Source organism: Kluyvera huaxiensis, assembly GCF_040149365.1.
Classification (GTDB): Bacteria; Pseudomonadota; Gammaproteobacteria; order Enterobacterales; family Enterobacteriaceae; genus Kluyvera; species Kluyvera intermedia_A.
The window spans coordinates 38,975-60,538 of sequence record NZ_JBEFLV010000020.1 but is presented as its reverse complement, the minus strand read 5'-3'; the positions used below and the strand labels follow the sequence as shown (position 1 = coordinate 60,538).

General features: G+C 52.7%; 17 protein-coding genes and 1 pseudogene. 11 read left to right on the top strand and 7 right to left on the bottom strand.

Features of this window, described 5'->3' with window-relative positions; genetic code table 11:
- Window positions 1–46 precede the first annotated feature (46 nt).
- The gene (locus tag ABOC97_RS18685; RefSeq protein WP_234507535.1) at window positions 47–715 is read left to right on the top strand and encodes a YecA/YgfB family protein; all 669 of its coding nucleotides are present in this window, start codon (window positions 47–49) and stop codon (window positions 713–715) included.
- A 41-nt stretch (window positions 716–756) separates the two neighbouring features.
- Here ABOC97_RS18685 and tam read toward each other — a convergent pair whose 3' ends face one another.
- The 3 genes from tam to tyrP form a co-directional block, all read right to left on the bottom strand.
- Entirely contained in the window at window positions 757–1,518 is a 762-nt protein-coding gene (gene tam, locus ABOC97_RS18680) for a trans-aconitate 2-methyltransferase (RefSeq protein ID WP_349600651.1), read from the bottom strand.
- A 104-nt stretch (window positions 1,519–1,622) separates the two neighbouring features.
- Entirely contained in the window at window positions 1,623–2,897 is a 1,275-nt protein-coding gene (locus ABOC97_RS18675; protein WP_349600648.1) for a Glu/Leu/Phe/Val family dehydrogenase, read from the bottom strand.
- 334 nt (window positions 2,898–3,231) lie between these two features.
- The gene (gene tyrP, locus ABOC97_RS18670; RefSeq protein ID WP_349600646.1) at window positions 3,232–4,443 is read right to left on the bottom strand and encodes a tyrosine transporter TyrP; all 1,212 of its coding nucleotides are present in this window, start codon (window positions 4,441–4,443) and stop codon (window positions 3,232–3,234) included.
- Between the two features lie 196 nt (window positions 4,444–4,639).
- Here tyrP and ABOC97_RS18665 point away from each other — a divergent pair, with 196 nt between their 5' ends.
- Window positions 4,640–4,879, top strand: a complete 240-nt coding sequence (locus ABOC97_RS18665; RefSeq protein WP_349600643.1) for a YecH family metal-binding protein — start codon at window positions 4,640–4,642, stop codon at window positions 4,877–4,879.
- Window positions 4,880–4,912: 33 nt separating this feature from the next.
- Here the strand turns inward: ABOC97_RS18665 and ftnA are convergent, their stop codons facing one another.
- The 3 genes from ftnA to ABOC97_RS18650 all read right to left on the bottom strand — a co-directional run bounded on the left by ftnA (window position 4,913) and on the right by ABOC97_RS18650 (window position 8,208).
- The gene (gene ftnA / locus ABOC97_RS18660) at window positions 4,913–5,410 is read right to left on the bottom strand and encodes a non-heme ferritin (protein WP_349600640.1); all 498 of its coding nucleotides are present in this window, start codon (window positions 5,408–5,410) and stop codon (window positions 4,913–4,915) included.
- Window positions 5,411–5,600: 190 nt separating this feature from the next.
- Window positions 5,601–5,936 carry a YecR family lipoprotein gene (gene yecR, locus ABOC97_RS18655; RefSeq protein WP_234507024.1) on the bottom strand — a complete coding sequence of 112 codons (336 nt, stop codon included), beginning with the start codon at window positions 5,934–5,936 and terminating at the stop codon, window positions 5,601–5,603.
- A gap of 85 nt (window positions 5,937–6,021) precedes the next feature.
- Window positions 6,022–8,208, bottom strand: coding sequence for an HD domain-containing phosphohydrolase (locus ABOC97_RS18650; RefSeq protein WP_349600637.1), 2,187 nt, complete (start codon window positions 8,206–8,208; stop codon window positions 6,022–6,024).
- A 288-nt stretch (window positions 8,209–8,496) separates the two neighbouring features.
- Here ABOC97_RS18650 and ABOC97_RS18645 point away from each other — a divergent pair, with 288 nt between their 5' ends.
- The gene (locus ABOC97_RS18645; RefSeq protein ID WP_234506989.1) at window positions 8,497–9,135 is read left to right on the top strand and encodes an RpiB/LacA/LacB family sugar-phosphate isomerase; all 639 of its coding nucleotides are present in this window, start codon (window positions 8,497–8,499) and stop codon (window positions 9,133–9,135) included.
- A 252-nt stretch (window positions 9,136–9,387) separates the two neighbouring features.
- Here ABOC97_RS18645 and fhuE read toward each other — a convergent pair whose 3' ends face one another.
- Window positions 9,388–11,571, bottom strand: coding sequence for a ferric-rhodotorulic acid/ferric-coprogen receptor FhuE (gene fhuE, locus ABOC97_RS18640; RefSeq protein WP_349600634.1), 2,184 nt, complete (start codon window positions 11,569–11,571; stop codon window positions 9,388–9,390).
- A gap of 883 nt (window positions 11,572–12,454) precedes the next feature.
- On the opposite strand from fhuE, the gene ABOC97_RS18635 reads away from it, so the two are divergent.
- From ABOC97_RS18635 to ABOC97_RS18600, 8 genes and pseudogenes are all read left to right on the top strand, one after another.
- Complete coding sequence (locus ABOC97_RS18635) at window positions 12,455–13,009, top strand: fimbrial protein (RefSeq protein ID WP_349600631.1); 555 nt, start codon at window positions 12,455–12,457, stop codon at window positions 13,007–13,009.
- A gap of 82 nt (window positions 13,010–13,091) precedes the next feature.
- A complete protein-coding gene (locus tag ABOC97_RS18630) occupies window positions 13,092–13,829 on the top strand; it encodes a fimbria/pilus periplasmic chaperone (protein WP_349600629.1) in 738 nt (245 codons plus the stop codon).
- A 36-nt stretch (window positions 13,830–13,865) separates the two neighbouring features.
- On the top strand, window positions 13,866–16,454 hold the full coding sequence (locus ABOC97_RS18625; protein ID WP_349600626.1) for an outer membrane usher protein: 2,589 nt from the start codon (window positions 13,866–13,868) through the stop codon (window positions 16,452–16,454).
- Window positions 16,455–16,698: 244 nt separating this feature from the next.
- A pseudogene (locus ABOC97_RS18620) lies at window positions 16,699–17,070 on the top strand (fimbrial protein); the annotation flags it as partial.
- A 15-nt stretch (window positions 17,071–17,085) separates the two neighbouring features.
- On the top strand, window positions 17,086–17,661 hold the full coding sequence (locus ABOC97_RS18615) for a fimbrial protein (RefSeq protein WP_349600623.1): 576 nt from the start codon (window positions 17,086–17,088) through the stop codon (window positions 17,659–17,661).
- Between the two features lie 13 nt (window positions 17,662–17,674).
- Window positions 17,675–18,250, top strand: coding sequence for a fimbrial protein (locus tag ABOC97_RS18610; protein WP_349600616.1), 576 nt, complete (start codon window positions 17,675–17,677; stop codon window positions 18,248–18,250).
- A 17-nt stretch (window positions 18,251–18,267) separates the two neighbouring features.
- Window positions 18,268–19,425: a fimbrial protein gene (locus ABOC97_RS18605; protein WP_349600614.1), complete on the top strand. Its 1,158-nt coding sequence runs from the start codon at window positions 18,268–18,270 to the stop codon at window positions 19,423–19,425.
- Window positions 19,426–19,458: 33 nt separating this feature from the next.
- A complete protein-coding gene (locus ABOC97_RS18600) occupies window positions 19,459–21,540 on the top strand; it encodes a two-partner secretion domain-containing protein (RefSeq protein ID WP_349600611.1) in 2,082 nt (693 codons plus the stop codon).
- Window positions 21,541–21,564: the final 24 nt, after the last annotated feature.

The window sequence follows — 21,564 nt, the reverse complement described above, 5'->3', positions numbered from 1 at the left end:
GCCGCCTGAATCTAGATACACGTCATCAACAACGATAGAGATAAGTATGAAAACGGGACCATTAACCGAAAGCGAACTGGAATGGCTGGACGAAACGATTGCTAAGTATGCCACCGATGCGTCAATTATCGACGTCTCCGAACTCGACGGTATGCTGACCGCAGTGCTTTCGTCACCGCTGGAGATTGAACCAGCCGAGTGGATGTTCGCCGTATGGGGTGGGGCCGAGCACGTGCCGCACTGGGCGACCGACCGCGAGCGCGATCGCTTTGTCAATCTGACGCTGCAGCATATGAGCGACATTGCCGATCGTCTGAATGATTATCCCGATCAGTTCGAACCGCTGTTTGGCACTCGCGAAGAAGAAGATCAGGAGCTGACCATCGTTGAAGAGTGGTGCTACGGCTATCTGCGCGGCGTGGGTATGAGCGATTGGACCGGTCTGCCGGAAGAACTGCAGGCGGCGCTGGATAATATTGCCCTGCACGGCGATGAAGAGAAAACCACCGAACTGGGTAAATTCACCGCCGAAGAGTACGTTGACAGCATCGATCAAATCCGCCCTTCGGCGCTGGCGCTGTATGACTACTGGATGGATAACCCAAAAGAAGCGCCGGTGCAGCAGCCGATTGTTAACGCGCCGAAAGTAGGCCGGAACGATCCGTGCCCGTGCGGCAGCGGAAAAAAATATAAGCAGTGCTGCTTAGCGAAATAAGCAAAAAGCCGCCTTCATCAGGCGGCTTTTTTTTGCCTGCTTCAGCGGTTAACCCGCCGGGCGACAATAAATAAACGTGGAAACGCCAACAGCACCTGACCATTTTTCTGCCGGGGATAATGCTCTTCCAGCAACTGCAGGTAGCGATGCAGGAAGGCCTGCTGATTGACGTTATCAAGATCCTGCAAATATGGGCGCAGCCCGGTGGCGCTTAACCACTCGATAATCGCCTGATGCGACGCCAGCGGGTGGAAATAGGTGGTTCGCCAGATATCCACCTCACAGCCGCTTTGCGTCAGCAAATCATAATAAGCCGCAACGCTCGGTAATGGCGTTCGCGCACGCGGTGGATGGCCCAGTTCATTGGCGACCTGACGCATTGACGCATGTGACGGTTCATGCCAGTTATCCGGCATTTGTACCGCGAGGACGCCGTCTTTTGCCAACAGTGATGCCAGATGGGGAAACAGCGCCTGATGGTCGGCCACCCATTGCAGCGAAGCGTTGGCGTAGAGCACATCCAGCGGCCGTTCCGGCTGCCACTCACTGATATTGGCATTAACAAACTGGCAGTCAGGCAATGCCTGCTGCGCCTTTTCCAGCATGGCGGGCGAATTATCCACGCCGGTAATCACCGCATCAGGCCAGACATCACGTAGCAGCTCGGTGCTGTTACCCGGGCCGCAGCCCAGATCGGCAATGTGTTTAGCTGAAGGTTTGGCGATACGAGCCAGCAACTCGGCCGCCGGGCGAGTACGTTCGGAGGCAAATTGCAAATACAACGAGGGATTCCAGTCGGCCATGCCTGACTCCTTTGGGTGTCATTAACGGCTTACAGCATAGCTCAGTGGGGGAGGTTTGGTAGAAGAAAGGCGGTGAGCCGCCGAAGCCGCTCACCGTTTTGGCATTAACCTGGGTAGATCCCGCGATCTTTACGGGCCAGCAGAATGCGCTCACATGCAACGATGTAGGCTGCGGTACGCAGAGAACAGGTCTTCTCCGCGGCTTTTTCCCAGACGTGTACCATCGCTTCGGTCATGATTCTATCCATGCGGGCGTTAATTTCCTCTTCGCTCCAGAAGAAACTCGCCATGTCCTGAACCCACTCGAAGTAACTGACGGTTACCCCCCCGGCGTTACACACGACGTCCGGTACGACAACAACGCCGCGGCTGGCCAGCACATCGTCGGCATCCGGATAGGTCGGTCCGTTAGCACCTTCCAGAACCAGTTTACACTTCAGAACTTCCGCACGTTGACGGGTAATCTGACCTTCCAGCGCCGCCGGGATCAGAATGTCCATGTCCACTTGCCAGAATGCTTCGCCGTCGATGGTGTCGGCCCCTGGGAAACCGGCAATCTGCTTATGTTCAACCTGCCAGGCCGTCAATGCATCCATATCAATACCGGTGGCATTGAAAAGGGTCGCGGTGTGGTCCTGAATGGCAACCACCCGTGCACCAGCGGCGGAAAACAGGCGGGCGGCCTCACTGCCGACGTTGCCGAAGCCTTGAACCGCAACGCGAGCGCCTTCTACTTCAATATTGGCACGACGGGCCACCTCGCGACCGCTGATATACACCCCGCGACCGGTGGCTTTTTCTCGACCAAGAGAACCTCCCAGATGAATCGGTTTGCCGGTGACGACGCCGGTAATGGTGGTGCCGTGGTTCATGGAGTAGGTATCCATCATCCATGCCATCACTTTGCCATTAGTGCCAACGTCCGGTGCCGGGATATCTTTCTGCGGGCCAATAATAATGCCGATCTCGCTGGTATAGCGACGCGTCAGGCGCTCAAGCTCACCTTCAGAGAGTTCGAATGGATTAACGCGAACGCCGCCTTTCGCACCGCCATACGGCAGGTTCAGGGCTGCACACTTGATAGTCATCCACGCAGACAGCGCCATGACTTCATTAAGGTCTACATCCGGGTGGTAGCGCACGCCGCCTTTGCCCGGACCACGGGAAAGGTTGTGCTGTACGCGGTAGCCTTCGAAATGGCGGATCGTGCCATCGTCCATTTGTACGGGGATATCGACAATCAGCGCACGTTTTGGATGGCGAAGGGTGTCTATCCAGCGGGTTAACTCACCGAGATATGGTGCGACGCGTTCGATTTGTTGCAGGTAGGTGTTCCAGGCAGATGTCTTACTATCGGAAGCATAAGATAACTTATCCATGATAAACCTTAGTCTTGTAAGTAATTTATTCTTAGTTAGCCGTGGTATGCAGAGTGACTCACTGCATGGCTTAAATTTAACATTTATTTAAAGTTTCGCATCCGCATTGCACTAAAAAAGTGCAGTGATAAACGAACGTTTTTTCGCCGGTAGTGAATAATTATTATTAGTACGAGCGGGAGAGTGCTGTGAATCGATGGAGAAGGGGATAAATGATGCAGCTAAGTTGAATAACTAGCGGCTACGGGTATTTTTCGTAATTATGATAAGCCTCAAAGAATTGCGTTAGCCGGAAACATCATCAAGACGAACTGATGATGTTTCCGCACCGTCTTTAACCCACTGCCGGCAACAACCCGGTAGCAATACCCGCCTGAATAATAATTACCGCTATCCCGCAGGCAAATACCAGCCACAGCATCGGCTTGCCTCCTGCCACGCGATAGCCGCCAGTTGGGTGATGCTTACGGCTTTGAAGAGTGAGCAGCGAAGGAATAATCAGCGCCAGAACGGCCAGGGCGACGCCAGCGTAGCCTAGCGCCATCACAAAACCACGCGGGTAGAACAGGGCAAAGGCCAGCGGCGGCAGGAAGGTAATGGCCCCGGTCTGCAGACGCCCGCGCACGCTATTTTTACGCTGGAACAGGTCGGCCAGATAATCAAAAAGCCCAAGTGCTACGCCGAGGAATGAGGTTGCCAGCGCCAGGTCAGCAAACAGATGCACCGCCAGCTCAACGTGCGGCGAGGCGACGACTTCGCGGATCGCCATCAGCAGGCCGTTTAAGCCGCTGTGCTGCGCCATCAGCGAACCGAATACCGGAGCGTCAATGCTGCCAAGCGTCGCTAGCTGCCAGAATAGATAGGCCACCAGCGGAATGGCGCTCCCGATGACGAATACCCGACGCAGCTTGCGTACATCGCCATTCATATAGCTGACGATGCTCGGTACGCTGCCGTGGAAACCAAACGAGGTGAAGATAACCGGAATGGCGGAAAGCGCCAGCCCTTGCTCCAGCGGTAGCGTCAGCAGGTTGATTTTGTGGATATGCGGCAGCAGCAGCACCAGCATGACGATCAAAAAGATGATTTTGGCGCTGAACAGGAAGCGGTTGAAGAGATCGACCAGCGAAGTACCGATACAGATAACCAGACCACCAACGGCGGTGAACAGCAGTACCCCCAGGGACGGCGGCATATCGACGCTTAACCACTGGCTAAGGCTTGAGGCCAGCAGCTCGCCCGCGCCGCTAATATAGGCAGCCGTCAGCGCGTACATCAGGAACATCATGCTAAACCCGGTGACCCACTGTCCGTAGCGCCCCAGATAACGCAGCGCCAGCGAACCTAACCCGGTGTCAGCAGGAACGTGCTGATAAACTTCCAGCAGCAGCAGGGCGGTGTAGCACATTAATGCCCACAGCCCAATCAACAGCACCAGCGTAACGCCAAAGCCAACGCCCGCAGAAGCCAGCGGCATCGCCAACATTCCTGCGCCGATTGTGGTGCCAGCTACGATTAAAATACTCCCCAGGGTACGGTTTCTCACGCTTTCCTCTACTTCACGACATAATCACAACGAAAGATGCCGCGCAGAGTATGTGAAAGTAATGATTTCGTCAAATCTGAATTACAGTGTGTGTATAGTTATGTTTACGATTTTTACTGTGCGAGAGAAAGCTGCGCTAGCGCAAAACATATAATATAAATGCACGTTATGGTGGTGCTTTATTACGGGAGGAAAAATGGACTCTATTCACGGTCATGAAGTGCTGAACATGATGTTGGCGTCGGGTGAGCAATACAGTATGGAAAGTCTTGAAACGGCTATTCATGCACGCTTTGGTGAACAGGCGCGTTTTCATACCTGTTCTGCAGAGAATATGAGTGCCGCCGAGCTGGTGGCATTTCTGCATAAGAAAGGAAAATTTATTCCGCAGGAATCTGGTTTTAATACCGCCGAAAGTAAAATTTGTCGGCATTAATCGGCAGCGGCGTTTAACGCCGCTGCCCGATAATTAATTTTGCGTATCGAGCGTTGCCAGCTCTTTATCAATAAAGTACAACCCTTCACCGCTTTTGCCCGCCAGCGTCAGCTTATCGATAACGGATTTAAACAGTTTTTCTTCTTCATGCTGCTCAGCCACGTACCATTGCAGGAAGTTAAAGGTCGGGTAGTCCTGATTCGTCATTGCTGCATGAGCCAGTTCATTGATTTTGCTGGTGATCAGCTGCTCATGTTCGTAGGTGACGCGGAATAACTCATCCAGTGACGCATATTCAGCAACCGGCGTTGGCACGGTGTTGATGCGCGGCAGGCTGCCGGTATCGGTCAGATAATCGAACAGGCGCTGCATGTGCGTCATCTCTTCTTGCGCATGACGGCGCAAAAAGGCCGCTGCACCTTCAAAGCTGTTGAAACTGCACCAGGCGCTCATCTGTTGATACAGCAGCGAAGAATAGAGTTCGAGATTCATTTGTTCGTTTAATTTCTCGATCATTGGCGCTTTAAGCATAGTTTCGCTCCTGAAAAATACGTTACAAGTTAATTACCGCGAAACTATAATTTGTTATTAAATTATTTGCAAAAGGTAAATATAAAATTATTTATTTAATAATACGAATGGGAATAAAACTCATTGGCATAAATATAACGATAAATTAATACCCACAATAAATAACGCCGGAACTAACCGGCGGGAAGAATTAATAATAAGCAGCAGACACCGGTACGTTGGCGATGCCCCGGCACTGATACTGCAACGTCACATGTTCGTTAAGACACAGCGCACCGCTGGTGGTTGTGCAGGTGGTAATCGGTTGACCATAGGCAAACGCGGTGGCGTAGCCCATCTGCTGGCAGGCTTTGTTAGCTTCAGAACGGGCAATATAGTCGTCGGTTTTGGCATTTTGCAAAATGGCCTGGCCGTATGTCAGGCGGACGATACCGCTATTGGCATCGACTTCACTTACGCTTGCCGCACGGGGAATCGAACATGCGGAAAGTGCCAGCAGGAAGGGGATAAGAATGAGGCTTTTCATCAATTCGCTCTGCGCAATCTGTCGTAACCTCATTCTAGCCTCCCTTCTTGTAGGCAATCCTTTGAATAGTCGCTATATCCGTGGGTTAATCCATTTGTGAGTCATAAATCGCCTGGAACTGTAGCTGCAGCTGGGAAAAGAGTTTGACCAGCGTTGGATCAAAATGGCTGCCTGAGTTGCGGATGATGATTTCATAGGCGCCTTCATGTGTGAAGCCGGGTTTATAGACGCGTTTTTGGCGTAAGGCATCGTAGACGTCGGCAATCGCCAGAATGCGAGCCTCCAGCGGAATATTCTCACCGGCCAGCCCTTCTGGATAACCTGAACCATCCCATTTTTCATGATGGTAGTGGATTATATTTTCGGCGATGGACCCCAGCGCCAGGCCTTGAATAATGCGCCAGCCTTTTACGGTATGCTGCTGAATCTGCTTAAATTCATCATCGGTGAGTTTGCCATTTTTACGCAGAATATGCTCGGGCACGGCAATCTTGCCAATATCGTGGAGCGAGGCATAGGTTTCGATGGCGCACACGGTTTTCGGCGGTAATTTGAGATGGCGTGCCAGCAGGCCGCAGTAGGCCGCCACCCGACGGATATGACAGCCGGTTTCATCATCGTGCACATGATTAATCGTCTCCATCGCCTCGACGATGCTGCGGTTTATCGCGCGATTTTTATTCATATGCCGCCACATCATTAGCATCATACTGAGAATAAATACCAGCAATGCCAAAAGCCCGGCGCTGATTATCTGTAATGCATTTTTACTCAGTGAAGTCGACGTGGCGGTGCTGGCAGGCGGGATGATTTGATGATGATAGCTGGATATGAGATGCACCTGCGTCAGTAGCGCATGCAGGGGATGGTTGGTGCTTACCCAGGTACCAATCTGGTAGCTGGAATGGGTCAGCCCGGCAACCTTCAGCGCCCCGCGAAACAGATCGCTCCCGCGTAGCGCCTGCTCAAGCGACGATAAATCGCCGAGGATATAGTCGATGGCATTACTATCAATGGCGTCCAGCAACTCATCAATGGACGCGCGGGATATCAGCGTGACGTCGGTACCAAACCGTTGGCGCAGATAAGAGGCGGCGAATGAGCCGCTGATGACTCCAATACGCTGGTGGCGCACCTGTTCTTCATCAACAATAAAAGGTTGCCCGACTTTGTTGTAATACGCGTTATACCAATTTGCCAGCGGTCCAACCAACCCTTCCATTTGCGCGCCGTTGCGCACATCAAAAATATCAGCAAGATGGATGGGCCAGTTTTCATTCTGCATTCGTATCATATAGTTATCGACGAACTGCACGTCGACGTTGATATTCAGCAGTTCACGCAGGTCGTTCACCAAACTGATGGCGCTGCCATGATAGCCCTGATCGTCCTTCCAGATAATTGGGGCGAAACTCTCATTCTTGGGCAGCCAGAGGGATAGGTGATTTTCCTGTAGCCAGGCGCGCTCTTCGTTGGTGATGGTCAAATGATGACGGAGGAACTCTATCTGGCATTGTTCCTCCAGCGCCTTGAGTTTGCCGCTTTGCTGCCACTCGTTAATCAACTGATTGATATTGTCGCGTAAATAGAGAAGTTCGTGGCTCAGTCCAAAGGCGGCGTTGGTGCGCAGGGTGCTGAATGGCCGAGAGAGGGTGTAATAATACTGTGGATTACCAATTTCCCGGTCTTCATTGATATAGAAATCCGCGCCGCCGCTGCGCAGAATCTGCAGCGCCTCTTTGCTGCTATCGACTTCGATAACTTTCAGAAATTTCAGCGCGGGATATGCCTGCTGGATAATTTCCTGCGTATGGTCGCTGCGGCGGAAGATGACCCGCGTATTCTCAAGGTCATGGATGGATTCTGCCTGGCGCGTAATGCTGGCAGCGACGAGAGAATTTTCAAACACACGTGCCGATAAAATAGCGTTATGTAGGTGAGTTTTGGTTTGTAACACGCTGGCGTAAAGGCCGTAATCATGGTGATGAAAACGTTGCGCGAAGGTAGTGCTGTCGATAGGGCGCAGCGTCAGATTATAACCGTAGCGTGAATTAATGGCGTGCAGAAGCTCAGTGTAAAAACCATGATATTGCCCGCGGCTATCGCGCCAGAATTCAAAACTGTCGGCATCAAGCACCCAAACCGGGATGGGGGCGGCAGACGTTTCTTTCTGTGGAGGTGCGGCAAGAGAGCGGGTCGTGCAAACGAGTAACAGGGTCAGTAGAACAAGGAGACCCAGCCCGTGTCGAAAAAATCGGCAGTCCTGTGTCACAAGTCAGTTCCTTTGCGATGACTATTCTATCCATTTAATAGCGTATAAAAAGCAGGGACTCTTCTATCCCAGCCTTAGTCTAATCGACCATTTGGCCAGTAGACAGTAAATAATTAAGCGTTTATGTAATGATTTATCAATTAGGTGAATGGCAAAAGTGTGACCGCATTGGTAAAAATCAAAACGTTTTTTCATAAAATTTGAAAGTGCGTTTGTCAGGTAGTAAGGTTAGCGTAATGTAATCGAACGATTGCGGGCGAGCCCGCGTAGCTTTCAGGAGAGGAAAGAATGAAAATTGCACTGATGATGGAAAATAGCCAGGCCAGCAAAAACGCGACTATTCATCATGAGTTAAAAGCCGTGGCCGATGAAAAAGGCTTCCCGGTCTATAACGTGGGTATGTCTGATGAAAACGATCATCATCTGACTTACATCCACCTGGGCATCATGGCCAGCATCCTGCTGAACTCGAAAGCGGTAGACTTCGTTGTGACCGGCTGCGGTACCGGCCAGGGCGCGCTAATGTCTCTGAACATCCACCCAGGCGTGGTTTGTGGTTACTGCCTGGATCCAGCGGATGCTTTCCTGTTCGCACAGATTAACAACGGTAACGCGCTGTCTCTGGCCTTCGCGAAAGGCTTTGGCTGGGGTGCTGAACTGAACGTCCGTTACATGTTCGAAAAAGCCTTCACCGGTCGTAACGGCGAAGGTTATCCGCCAGAGCGTAAAGAACCTCAGGTCCGTAACGCGGGCATCCTGAACCAGGTGAAAGCCGCTGTCGTAAAAGAAAACTATCTGGATACCCTGCGTGCGATTGACCCGGAACTGGTGAAAACCGCCGTTTCCGGCCAGCGCTTCCAGCAGTGTTTCTTCGAGAACTGCCAGAACAAAGAAATTGAAGCCTTTGTTCGCGAGATTCTGGCATAAGCCAGACAGCCATGGCGCAATAAAGAAAAGCGCGATGCGTTCAAAGCCGAACCGTTAAGGGGAGGTTGAACGCACCATAACGGCTCCCATAACAGGGAGCCGTTTTTTTATGTTTGTAACATAGGCTCCATACCCGGCGGCGCTCCGCCTGGATGGGCTACACCAGGCACACATAACCTGTGCCCGGGGAATACGGTATCAGGCACACAAAAAAGGAGCCCGTAGGCTCCTTTGGCGTAATTGCGACCTAAATCAGAACTGATAGCTGGCGGTCACGCTGACGTTACGCGGTTCTCCATAGACAATCGACCCGTCGATATTGGTATCGTAGGTTTTGTCGAACAGGTTATTGAGGTTACCCTGCACGGAGAAGTTTTTGGTGAACTGGTAGCGGGTGAACAAGTCGACTAACGCGTAGCTGCCCTGTTCGGCGCGGAAGGTACCAAATGAGGTCACGGTATCTTTATACACGCGGTTCTGCCAGTTAACGCCGCCGCCAACGGTCAGCTCAGGCATTGCTGGCAGGCGATAGCGGGTAAACAGCTTCATGGTGGTGCGCGGCAGGTTCGGGTTAATCGCGTTGCCTTCGTTATCTTCAGCAACATAGCGGGTGGCGCCAAAGGTCATCTGCCAGTTATCGGTCAGCGCGCCGTTAATCTCAAACTCGACGCCTTTACTGACGGTACCGTCCGCGGTGGCATAGGCGGTTTCGCCATTGCTGCCTGAAATCGGTACGCCGGTAGACTGCGCCAGGTTGTCCTGCTCAATACGGAATACCGCAAGGCTGGTGGTCAGGCGGCTGTCCATCCAATCGGATTTCAGACCCACTTCATAGTTGTTACCGGTAATCGGCTTCAGGTATTGCCCCGAACTACTACGCTCATTCTGTGGCTGGAAGATGGAGGTATAGCTGGCGTAGGTGGACCAGTTATCGTTGATATCCAACACCAGGCCCGCATACGGCGTAGTGTGGTTCTGCTCCATATTGTAGGTCAGCGTGCCGACGCTCCAGTTGGTGTAGCGCGCGCCAACAATCAGATGCAGTGGATCGGCCAGCGTGATGCGCGTCGCGGCGTACAGCGACTTCATCCGCGTCGTGTCGTCTTGCGCCAGGCTTTGCGGATTCCAGTTGGTTTCCGGGAAGCTGGCACTGTTGAAGTTATTAAAGTTGCCGATGGCATCCGGGAAGACGTTATCCCACGAGCTGAAGTAGCGATTGTTCTGTTTGCTGTAGCTGCCGCCGAGCATCAGGTTATGCTGGCGACCGAACAGGTCATAGCTACCGTCGGCGTACAGATCCAGTGCATCCACTTTCCGCTTACCGCTGTTCCAGCCGGTTCCGCCGACGTATTCATAGTCAGGGCCGTAGCTGCCGTACGGGCCAACCAGTGAACCGTTGGCCTTGTTCACATAGGCATCGATATACATCATTTTACTGTCGAACTTCACCTCGGAGTGGGTGGCGTTCAGCGTGGCCTGCCAGGTATCGGCAAAGCGCTGGGTCAGAGACATGAAGACTTTATTGATGTCTTTATCGTTGTAGGCCCAATCCGGCGAAGTGCTGTGCGCACGATCGTAATGGTTGGTGCTGCCATCGGTATTCCAGCGAGGCAGGCCGCCCCAGGTCGGGCTGTTGATGTCGATACGTTGATACTCATAGCCCACGGAAAGGCTGGTGGTATCGCCGAGGTCGGCATCAAGAATACCGGAGAAGAAGGTTTTGTCGTTGTTGTAACGGTCAAGCCAGGAGTCATTGTTTTGATAACCGGCCACAATACGCGCGCGCACTTTTCCGTCTTCGGTCAGCGGGCTTTGCAGGTCGGCGACGTAACGTTGTTTATTCCATGAGCCATATTCGGCGGACAGGTTGCCTTTAAATTCCTGACTGGTGGCATGTTTGCGGACCATGTTGATAGAGGCCGAAGGGTTCCCGGTTCCGGTCATCAATCCGTTTGCCCCGCGTACCACTTCCACACGTTCAAATAGCGCGGTATCAGAGAGCGCATCGCCCAGATTCCAGCGAGATTCAAAATAGGTCGGAATACCATCGACCATATAGTTATCAATCTGGAAACCGCGAGAGTAGTAGCTGGTACGGTCGGAGTCGGCCTGGCTGCTGGTGATGCCGATGGTATTGTTCATCACATCGCCCAGGGTTTGCAGCTGCTGATCCTGCATGCGCTGCTCGCTGGTGATACTCACGGACTGCGGAATATCGCGCTGGATCATCTGCATTTTGGTGCCCGCAGTGGTGGCTTTAACGCTGTAGTCCTGCTGCTGCGTGTCGCTGCTGGAGCCTGAGGATCCTTCGACAACGATAGTCTCTTCGGTGTTATCAGCGGCCTGGCCGAGCTGAGGGTAGAGTGCCAGGGCGATACCCATAGCAATCAGCGACGGCGCGAGGCGACCATCCCGGGTGGTGGAAGTGAAAGACATGGTAAGTCCTTATCAATGATAGTTATTTTTCTCCGGAACTCTGCGGTCCCGGTCGAGATTTGCCACATGCAAATGCATTGTTGTGAATGCAAATGAGAAATATACGCATTTTTATTAAAATGTAAACAGAGGTAAGCGACGGATTTCATGGGAATGAAATAGCTTTTCAGTTCATAAACACAAGGGGCGACCGATACACGATTAAAAATCGGGTCGTTTAATTAATCAGCACACCGTCAAAGTGGAGAGAGGCAAAGAAAAAGACCCTATGGAAGAGAGAGGAATACGGATACGGACTGAGATTTTGCCGTTAGTGGCTCTTTGCCTACGACCTGGGGGAAGGCTTTGGGGCTCTGAACAACTGATACAGGATCGACTTTGGCGGCATCTTTATCTAAATATCAATAATAATCTGCGGTCTATCATTAGGGTAAATATATTAAAAACGAGATGGCTATAACAATAATATATTGATTTTTTATTTTTTTTCTTTTCTTTCACAACGAGATTCGGAGAGCAATGTTTTTTTCTTGTTTGCACAAGATAGGTTGTTTTAATGAGTCTCATCCTGGATATTTACCTCCGAATAATTCTCTTTGTGGACATTATTAATGTAATTTATGGAATGATATTATTTATTGATTGATCGTCGTAAACGATCGATAACCGCATCATCGATCGTTATTAACAATTGGACGCGTTTTAATACTGGGTCTACTTTTATGCCGCTGAAGATTGTTTAATTTGAGAAATTAACTTTATTAATTGATCTGGTTAATTAGTTTCTTATTTAGGCAAGATTCGCAGAACGCGTTTGGTTTGTTTTTTTAATGGCGAACGTTTTCAGATGGAATTATTTTTTTATTAACAGGAGTTATTAGAAATGAAGAAAGTATTATTTGGGATGTCTATGCTTGCGGCTTTAGTTGCTTCCGGTTCTGCACTGGCGGAAGAAGCCGTAACCTACGGCCAGGATCTTAGCACAATTACTGTGCGTGGTACTGTGACTTCCGGAACCTGTCAGATTGCTGTCAATAATGGCGCAGCGGTTGTTCTGGATACAATCGAGACGGCAAAGTTTGTCGCAAATAGCACTCCATATTATGCCACCCCTTTCGCTATTGAATTTACGGGATGCCCGGTTGCAGTAAAAACAGGCACCGTTAAATTTGTATCACAGGGCACCGATATTGATGCAATGACTGGCTACCTGAACAACTCGACGAAACCGGAAAACCAAGGCGCGCCAGGCGTGCAGGTTGCTCTGGAATCAGCTGATTCTACCGTGCTGAAGCTGGATGCGGATTCGCTGGATGTCACTCTCACTGATGGTGCAGGTAAGCTGGCTATGAATGCAGCGTATGTGGCGACTGATACCACCAAAGTCGGTCCTGGCGTGGTTAATAGTATGGTGACCTTCACTGTAGATTATATCTAATAAACACGACGCTCTGCCGTCTGCTACCGCAGATGGCAGAGTTTAAACGATCGCAACGTTTGAGTTCAGCAAGGAAGTGCTTATGTCGTTGTTTACCGGTAAAACCCTTATTGCCGCGGGTTTCTGCGGGTTATTTCTTCTCTCTTTCTCCGCGCAATCCGGCGTGGTGCTGTCATCCACTCGTGTGATTTACGCCCAGTCAGCGCATGAAAAAACGATCAAAGCGACCAACCGTGGCACTGGACCAGTGCTTGTCCAGACCTGGATTGACGATGGGCGCGAATCTCAGTCGCCGGATAAACTCAATTTACCGTTTATGGTTACGCCGCCCGTTGGGCGTCTCGATCCAGGGCGTGAGCAGACCATCAAAATTACTGCGTTGAATAACCATTTCCCGCAGGATCGTGAATCCGTGTATTGGCTCAGTATGCTGGAAATACCCGCGAAATCAAAAACGGCGGCCAATGCCAGTACGCTGCAGGTGGCACTGCGTACTCGAATTAAGCTGTTCTGGCGGCCGGATAATTTATCCGGTTCGGCGAGTGAAGCAGCCGAGAAACTCCAGTGGCAATGGGGCAGTGAAAATGGCAAACCCGCACTGATTGTCAATAATACTTCGCCTTATTACGTTTCGCTCACTCGGGCGGAAGTTAAATCAGGGGCCATGCAGTGGGCCGTTACGCCAAAAATGATCCCACCGCTTGCTAAAGAGACCCTGACCATTAATTCGCTGAAGTCTGTACCTGGGTCAGCGGAAATACACTATGTCGCCATCGGTGATCTGGGAAATACGCTGGATAACAATCAGAAAATTAAATAATTCATCGTTGTTCATCTGGCTCATGGGAAATAGAACATGGATTGCACGACGTCCCGCTGGCGGCTCCTGCTTATTACACTCGCCTGTTATCCGATTCTGTCCTCGGCGCAGGAAGAGGTGGAGTTTAACAGCAACTTTCTAATGGGCAGTAATAAAATTGATACTTCCCGTTATGCGAAAGGCAATCCTGTCGCGCCGGGTGATTATCAGGTCCTGGTTTATCTTAATAATAAGCCGTTCCTTAATGAACAGAGTCTTCACTTTCAGGATAACGGTACGGTACAGGCTGAGCCGTGCCTGATGCCTTCGCTGCTTGAGCGCCTCGAAATAGACAGCAGCAAAGCGGTTACGCCCATTCCCTCCGAAGAGAAGTGTCTCGATGACTTAGCCCGCTATTTCCCGGGCTCTTCGGTCAACTACGATCCACTTAACCTTCGGCTGGATATTGTCGTTCCGCAGATTTTCTTACAGCACATTCCGAACGGTACGGTCCCCCCATCGCGTTGGGATAACGGTATGCCGGCATTGTTGCTCGCCTACGACACCAACTACTACCATCGGATCAGCAGCAGCAATGATTCCGACACGGCTTACGCCGGGCTTTCCTATGGTGCCAACCTTGGCCCATGGCGGTTACGCGCGCGCGGTTCGCTCAACTGGGATAGCGATAGCGGTAAAACGGAATACGACAGCCAGGATATTTACCTGCAGCGCGATATTGCGGCGCTGCGTGCGCAGATGATCCTGGGGGATTCCAGCACCAAGGGCGATGCTTTTGATACCTTGAAAATTCGCGGCCTGCGAATGTACACCGACACACGGATGTACTCCTCCAGCGTGAATAACTACGCGCCGCTTATCCGCGGGGTGGCAAACAGCAACGCCAAAGTCACGGTGAAACAAAACGGCTCGACTATCTACCAGACGACGGTACCACCTGGCCCCTTTACCCTGACGGATGTGGTCCCCAGCGGCTACGGTAACGATCTGGACGTTACGGTCGAAGAGGCCGATGGCAGCAAAACAACCTTTGTCGTGGCTTACTCCTCGGTTCCGCAGTTGATGCGTCGTGGTCATGGTCGCTGGGAAGTGGCTGCCGGGGAGCTTCATGATAATTCACTGAACCACAAGCCAAAGGTGGCGCAGTTCAACGGCTACTACGGCATGAGCGATATCATCACTGGCTATGGCGGGCTGCAGGGCAGCGACCAAAACTATCTCGCTGCCCTTGGCGGGCTGGCATTTAACACGCCTTTCGGCGCGCTGGCGGCGGATATTACTCATTCACGCGCTGAGTTTGATGATGATGGGCACAATAGCGAATCCGGAGAGAGCTACCGTCTCACCTACAGCAGTCTGCTGTCGGCGACGCAAACGTCGTTTAGCCTCGCGGCCTATCGCTTCTCGACGCGGGGATATCTGACCCTAAAAGATGCTGCATCGCTCAACGACGATCTGCGCGACGGTACGATTGAGGATCTGAGCCACTACCAGCGCCTGCGCGATCAGCTCCAACTGAACATCAGTCAGCCGCTGCGTTGGGATGGCGAGGATCATGGCTCATTCTATTTGTCGGGTACCTGGCAAACCTACTGGGGCGGCTACGCCGATACCCAACAGTATTCGGCCGGTTACAGCAACAGCTGGAAAGCGGTTAGCTATAGCGTCTCAGCTCAGCGCAGCTATGACAACGAAGGCCAAAAAGACGACAGCGTCTACCTCAACTTTTCCGTGCCGTTCAGCGCCTTTACCCACGATAACCACAACCCCGCAGGCTTCAACATGCTCAGCGGTGGCATCAGCAATAGCGGCCACGGCAGCACTCAGCTTAATACCAACGCCAGCGGCGCGACGGAAGACAACAAGTTTAGCTATAGCGTCAACGCAGCCACAGGATTCGGCGGCGGTGACAGTTCAAGCTCTTCGTCGGTGGGCACTTATCTGACATGGAATGGCCCTTACGGCCCACTCAATGCGTCGGCATCGGTGACCGACGGCGAGGGGAGCCAGTATTCGTTGAGTAACAGCGGTGGGGTGATTGTGCACTCCGGCGGCGTTACCTTCGCACCCGACAGTATCGGCAGCGATAGCGCGATTGCGCTGGTGCATGCCGAGGGTGCAGAAGGGGCGAAGCTGACGATGGGTGATGGCGAGATTGGCCGTTCCGGTTATGGCATGTCGACCTATCTGTCGCCGTACCGGGAAAACCAGGTTGGTCTGAATATCGATGGTCTGGAGAACGACGTGGAGATAAAAAGCACCAGCACCACCGTTGTCCCGACCAGTGGTGCAGTGGTTGGCGTTAACTTCGAAACCGATCAGGGGCAGTCGGTACTGCTGATGTTGGCGCGCGACGATGGCGGAGATATTCCGCTCGGCGCATCGGTGCGCAATGAGAAGGGCGACGAGGTTGGTAACGTCGGCCAGTCCGGCTACGCCTATGTTCGCGGTATCGCCGATACCGGCACGCTGCAGGTGGTTTGGGGGGCCAGCTCTTCTGATATGTGCGCCGTGAGGTACAGCATTCCTGCCGATCCGCAAAAGGCGGCGAAGACTATCGTTCTTTCCGGTCAGCGCTGCCAGATGCATGCCGTGGCGAAGCCACAAGCAGGGAGTGTCAAATGAAGTCTTTCGCATTATCGATAACCAGCCTGCTCCTGACCTGCGGCCTGTGTTCATCACCCGTTGAGGCTGAGCCAGTGGTTGGCGGCAATATTGATGTGACCTTCACCGCCACCGTGGCTGACACCACCTGCGTGGTTAACGTGGTCGGCGGCAGCGGAGACGGTAAAAACCAGACGGTGGTGATTGGCGACAGCGCCGGAGAGGTCTCAATGGATGCGATCGTCAGCGGCGACAGCGCGGCGACAGCGCGGCGACAGCCGGTTTTAGTCTGCAGGCGACCGAATGCCCGGCAGCAGGCACGCCGAACTTTTTCACCACCATTGAAGCCGATGTCGCTCCTCAGGCAGGCAACATGCTGCTCAACAAGGCAGAAGGTCTACAGGCCGCACAGGGGCTGGGTATTTCGCTCAGCCGGGCCGACAGCCCGGATACGCCGCTGACCCTTAATCAAAAAATCGACTATGGCACCTTTGGCTGGCAGGAACTTGTTAAAGACAATTTTACCCAGTCCGTACAGGTTCCGCTGATCGCCAGGATTACCGCCACCGTTGATCCCGCCCTTGCCAAAGCGGGCAACGTGCAGGCGACGGCCGTTTTTCACTTCGATTACAACTAGCGGACGATGCAGCCCATGAACCGAAATTTGGCAGTACTTTCTCGTACTTTATCGCTGACGCTCTCCGCTGCCTTACTGACGGCGCTTTATGCCCCAACCAGCTGGGCGATTGATGATGTCCAGGTCAACTTTACCTCTACCGTGGTGGCGGGGACCTGTCAGGCAGAGCTGAAAACCAGCGGCGGCGCACTTCTTACCGACGGCACGCTGGCCTTTGGCGACGTCTATAAAAGCCAGGTGCAGCAGGGAAATGCCTGGCAAAACTTCTCGGTAAGCTTCAGCCATTGCCAGGGAGTAAGCAGCGCCACGGTGCAGGCATCCGCCGGTGCCAATGGGCTTTGCAACGGCGTCACCTTCGGCGGGGCTGGGGATGCGACCGGCGCCGCCGCTGAAATTTACCGTGATGCTGACGGCAGCGGGATGCTGCTGAACTGTAGCGACACGCTCTCTTCCGCGCAAACCTTTGACCCCAACGCCAGCGCCGATATGCCGTTTTCCACCCGTCTGGTGGTCGCGCCAGGAAAAACCAGCGCCGACCTGCACAGCGGCAGTTTCAGCGCGCCGGTCACGTTTACCGTCAATTACCAATAACGGGAGCCTTAAGATGATTGCCGCTGCCAGAAAAACGAGCGCGATATCGCTCATCGGCATGCTGTTGCTGACTGTCTGCCGCCCTGCGGCGGCGAGCCAGGCGCTGGATATGACCATTACGGCCAATTTGCTTGATGACCACTGTGCCATTCAGGTTGAGCCCGCCACGGTAGTGTTACCCACCGTCGAGGTGCGCACCCTCGAAGATGATCCCCAGACCCCAACGGATTTCGGCTCGCAGGCCTCCTTTAACGTGGCGGTCAACGAGTGCGACAACGTCGATCAGCTATCTGCGCTGCACTTTTCAATCCAGCCCGTCAGCGGCGTGAGTCCTGCGGATTTTAAGCAGGTATTTGCCAACGATCTGCCTGCGCAGAGCAATGGTGCGCAGGGCGTAGGGGTGGTGGTGTTCTGGCATGACGGCCAGCAAAACGTGCTGAAAAGCGATGGCACCTCCGATGTGGTGGTACCCACCACCGAGAGCGACTATCGCCAAAGCTACGCCTTTGACGTGCGCTATCAAAAAATCGGCAGCGTCAGCGCCGGGCTGGTGTCGGCGGTGTTGATGGTCGACGTGGAGTATCAGTAATGCAAAGGAGAAATGCGGTGAGTTGTTTAAACAGGATGGGGTTAATCCGCCGAATGCTGATATCCGTGCTGGGCGTTGGGCTGTTTGTATTTCACCTCGCAGGCGCGCAGGCGAAGGTGAATGACTGCTATATGAGTAACAGTTATCTCAATAAATATGGGGCGGGGAAGACCCTCAATATGGGTGACGTTACGGGGATGTTCGATAGCATCACCGGAGCCCCGGCAAGCGATGTGCTGCTGGGGATGAAGACCATTGATCTGTTCGATAACGATGACGATCTGGAGTGCTCAGACAGTTCTGGCGACAACAGCGTTACTGTCTTCGGGATGAGTAACGTGCCAGCCAGCGGGATTGCCGGTACTGATTCGAGCGGCCGCACGCTGTATCTGGTTAATCAGGATATGCCAGGCATTGCCTACTCCATGGAAATTATCTGTCAGGGGGGTGATGAGTCCGGTGAGTGCCAGGGGCATTCCGGGGACACGATTCCGATTGTTGCTGGCAGCACGGCCACCTGGATAAACCAGGATGGTCACCCTTGGGATGACATGAAGGCGATTGGTTCCAGGAAATCGGGGATGAATTTTAAGCTTAATGTCTATTTCTGGCAGCTTCCTTCATGGCAGCCGTTTCCTTTCGATGGCGATTACGCCGGTAGTCGTTATGGATTGTTTTCTATGCGGTTCGGTTCATCTGCAAAACATGGTATTTCCTACTATTTCGATGTTCATCTGGTACCGAAAACGCCGACCTGCGATACCCATATCAGCGTTGACGGCAACCCTTCTGCGGTCATCAATCTCGGCGACGGTATCACCCCGCAGCAGCTCTCCGGCGACAGCACCGACAAGGTGCCCTTTACTCTGGTCGTCGATAACTGTAGCGCCACCCTGAACAACGTCTACGTCAAGATGACCTCCACCAGAGTGGATAGCAACAACGCCACGCTGCTGGGCCAGCAGAGCGGCAGCGCCGCGGGCGTCGGGGTCAAAATTACCGATACCCAGGACAATCCGCTGTCGCCGGACGGCGCCAGCGTGCTGACGTTCCCCTACACCGGCACGGTTAACCACCGCGAGATGCCTATGCAGGCACAGTTGGTTAGCGACGGTACACCGGTGCAGCCGGGGGATTTCCAGGCCTCGGCGACCTTCAATATTAGCTATGACTAAGCAAAATTTACCCCTCATCTATAAGGAACAGCGATGAAAACGTTAAAAGCAGGAAAGACCCTTTTTAAACTGAGTGCCATGTCCCTTGCCGTGGGGCTGGGGCTTGGTGCTATCGCCCAGGCGAGCGCCGCCGTGGTGGTTGATGGCCGCAAATCGCCTGACACCAAAGTCACGATTGCGGACACCGGGGCGACGGTGGTGAATATTAGCGGCGCCAGTTCAGGAGGCGTTTCCCATAACACCTTTACCCAGTTCGACGTAGACCCGACCGGCGTGATTCTTAACAACAGTTCCACCGGCAGCAGCACCACGCTTGGCGGCGATATTGCGGGTAACAGCAATATGTCGGGCGGCAGCGCCACGGTGATTCTTAACGAAGTAAACTCCCGCGACCCGAGTCAGCTAAACGGCATGGTCGAAGTGGCCGGGCAGCAGGCGGCGGTGGTCATTGCCAACCCGTCAGGCATTTCCTGCGACGGCTGCGGGTTTATTAACGCCAGCCGCTCCACGCTGGTGACAGGGACCGCCGAAATGAGCAACGGCGAGCTGACCGGCTTTAATGTTAACGACGGCCAGGTGGTGATCACCGGTAAGGGAATGGATGACCGCAGCACCGGCTATACCGACATTATCTCCCGTTCGGTGAAGGTCAACGCCCAGCTGCAGGCGCAGGATCTGCGCATCGTCACCGGCAGTAATCACGTCGATTACGCGACCCTGGCGACCCGCGGTATTTCGTCTTCTGTGTTCAGCAAACCGTCTCTGGCGGTGGATGTCTCCAGCCTCGGCGGCATGTACGCCAATAAAATTCAGCTTATCGGCACTGAAGACGGCGTGGGCGTGCGCAATAACGGCACTATCTCTGCCAGCGATACCCTTTCGCTGAGCACTAAGGGCAAGCTGGAGAATAACGGCCTGATTGCCGGTGGTGAAGTGGCGATTGATACACACAAAAATACCCTCGATAACGACCACGGCACACTGCAGGCCGAGCGCGCGCTGACCATTAACAGCGGGAATATCGATAACAACGTCGACGGTGCCATCGTCTCCAACGGCACCCTCACTATCGATACCCACGGCCAGTCGCTGGATAACGCCGGGCAGGGGATCTCCGGTAACGGCGCGGTAAGCATAACTGCCGATGAAATCGATAACAGCAGCTGGATTGCCAGCAACAGCACCCTGACGCTGAATACTGACTCACTGAATAACAGCGGTAGCATCTATGGCCAGGATATCTCCGCGACGGCGAAAAAAGTCAGCAATGGCGGCTCCGTTCAGGCCAATAATAGTCTGCAGGTGGATGTGGACGATATCGACAATCACGGCAAAATCACCGCCGCGGATGCCAGCATTTATGCCGGACACGCTTTTGATAACGAGGGTGGTGAAGTCGCCACCACCCACTCGCTGTTAGTCAATACCAAGACGCTGACCAATACCGACGGTAAGCTTAGCAGCGACGGTTCCCTGCAATTGGTCGTCAACAAGCTGGATAACACGGCAAATTGTTACGATAAGAATAGCGGCGGAGTCATTAACGGCGCGGAGGTTACGATCAAGGCCGATAACCTTGATAACGACCGCGGTACTATCTCCGGCAATAGTATCAATATCACCGGCAATGACATTGATATTGGGAATGGGAGCCTGATGGCCACCGGGGATATCGCGATTAATGCGAGCGATGATTTTTACACCGACAATGGCGGCGTTGTAGAGTCATCTGCCGGCAATATTACCGTTAATGCCGCCGATGAGTTGTCCAATGATGGCATAATTACGACCACTAAAAATATTTCTTTAACCGGCAAAGATATTTCTAATAACGGTGATATCACAACTATTGGCAATCTCAATATGTACGCCTCAGCAACTATTGAAAACAATAAAGGGGGATATATTTATGGTGCTAATAGCTTTAGCGTTGAAGCCGTAAAACGTATTGATAATGCAGGTGAATTTTATACGGAAAATAATGGCGTAATGAAATCTGACGCTATCAATATAAAACAGACTGGCGTTGTATACGCTAACAATACGACGTTTTATGTCAACAAAATGAGTAATAAAGGGTCTATTTATGGTGCGTATACCAAACATTCCTATTGATCCTTTTAATCGTTAATATACATC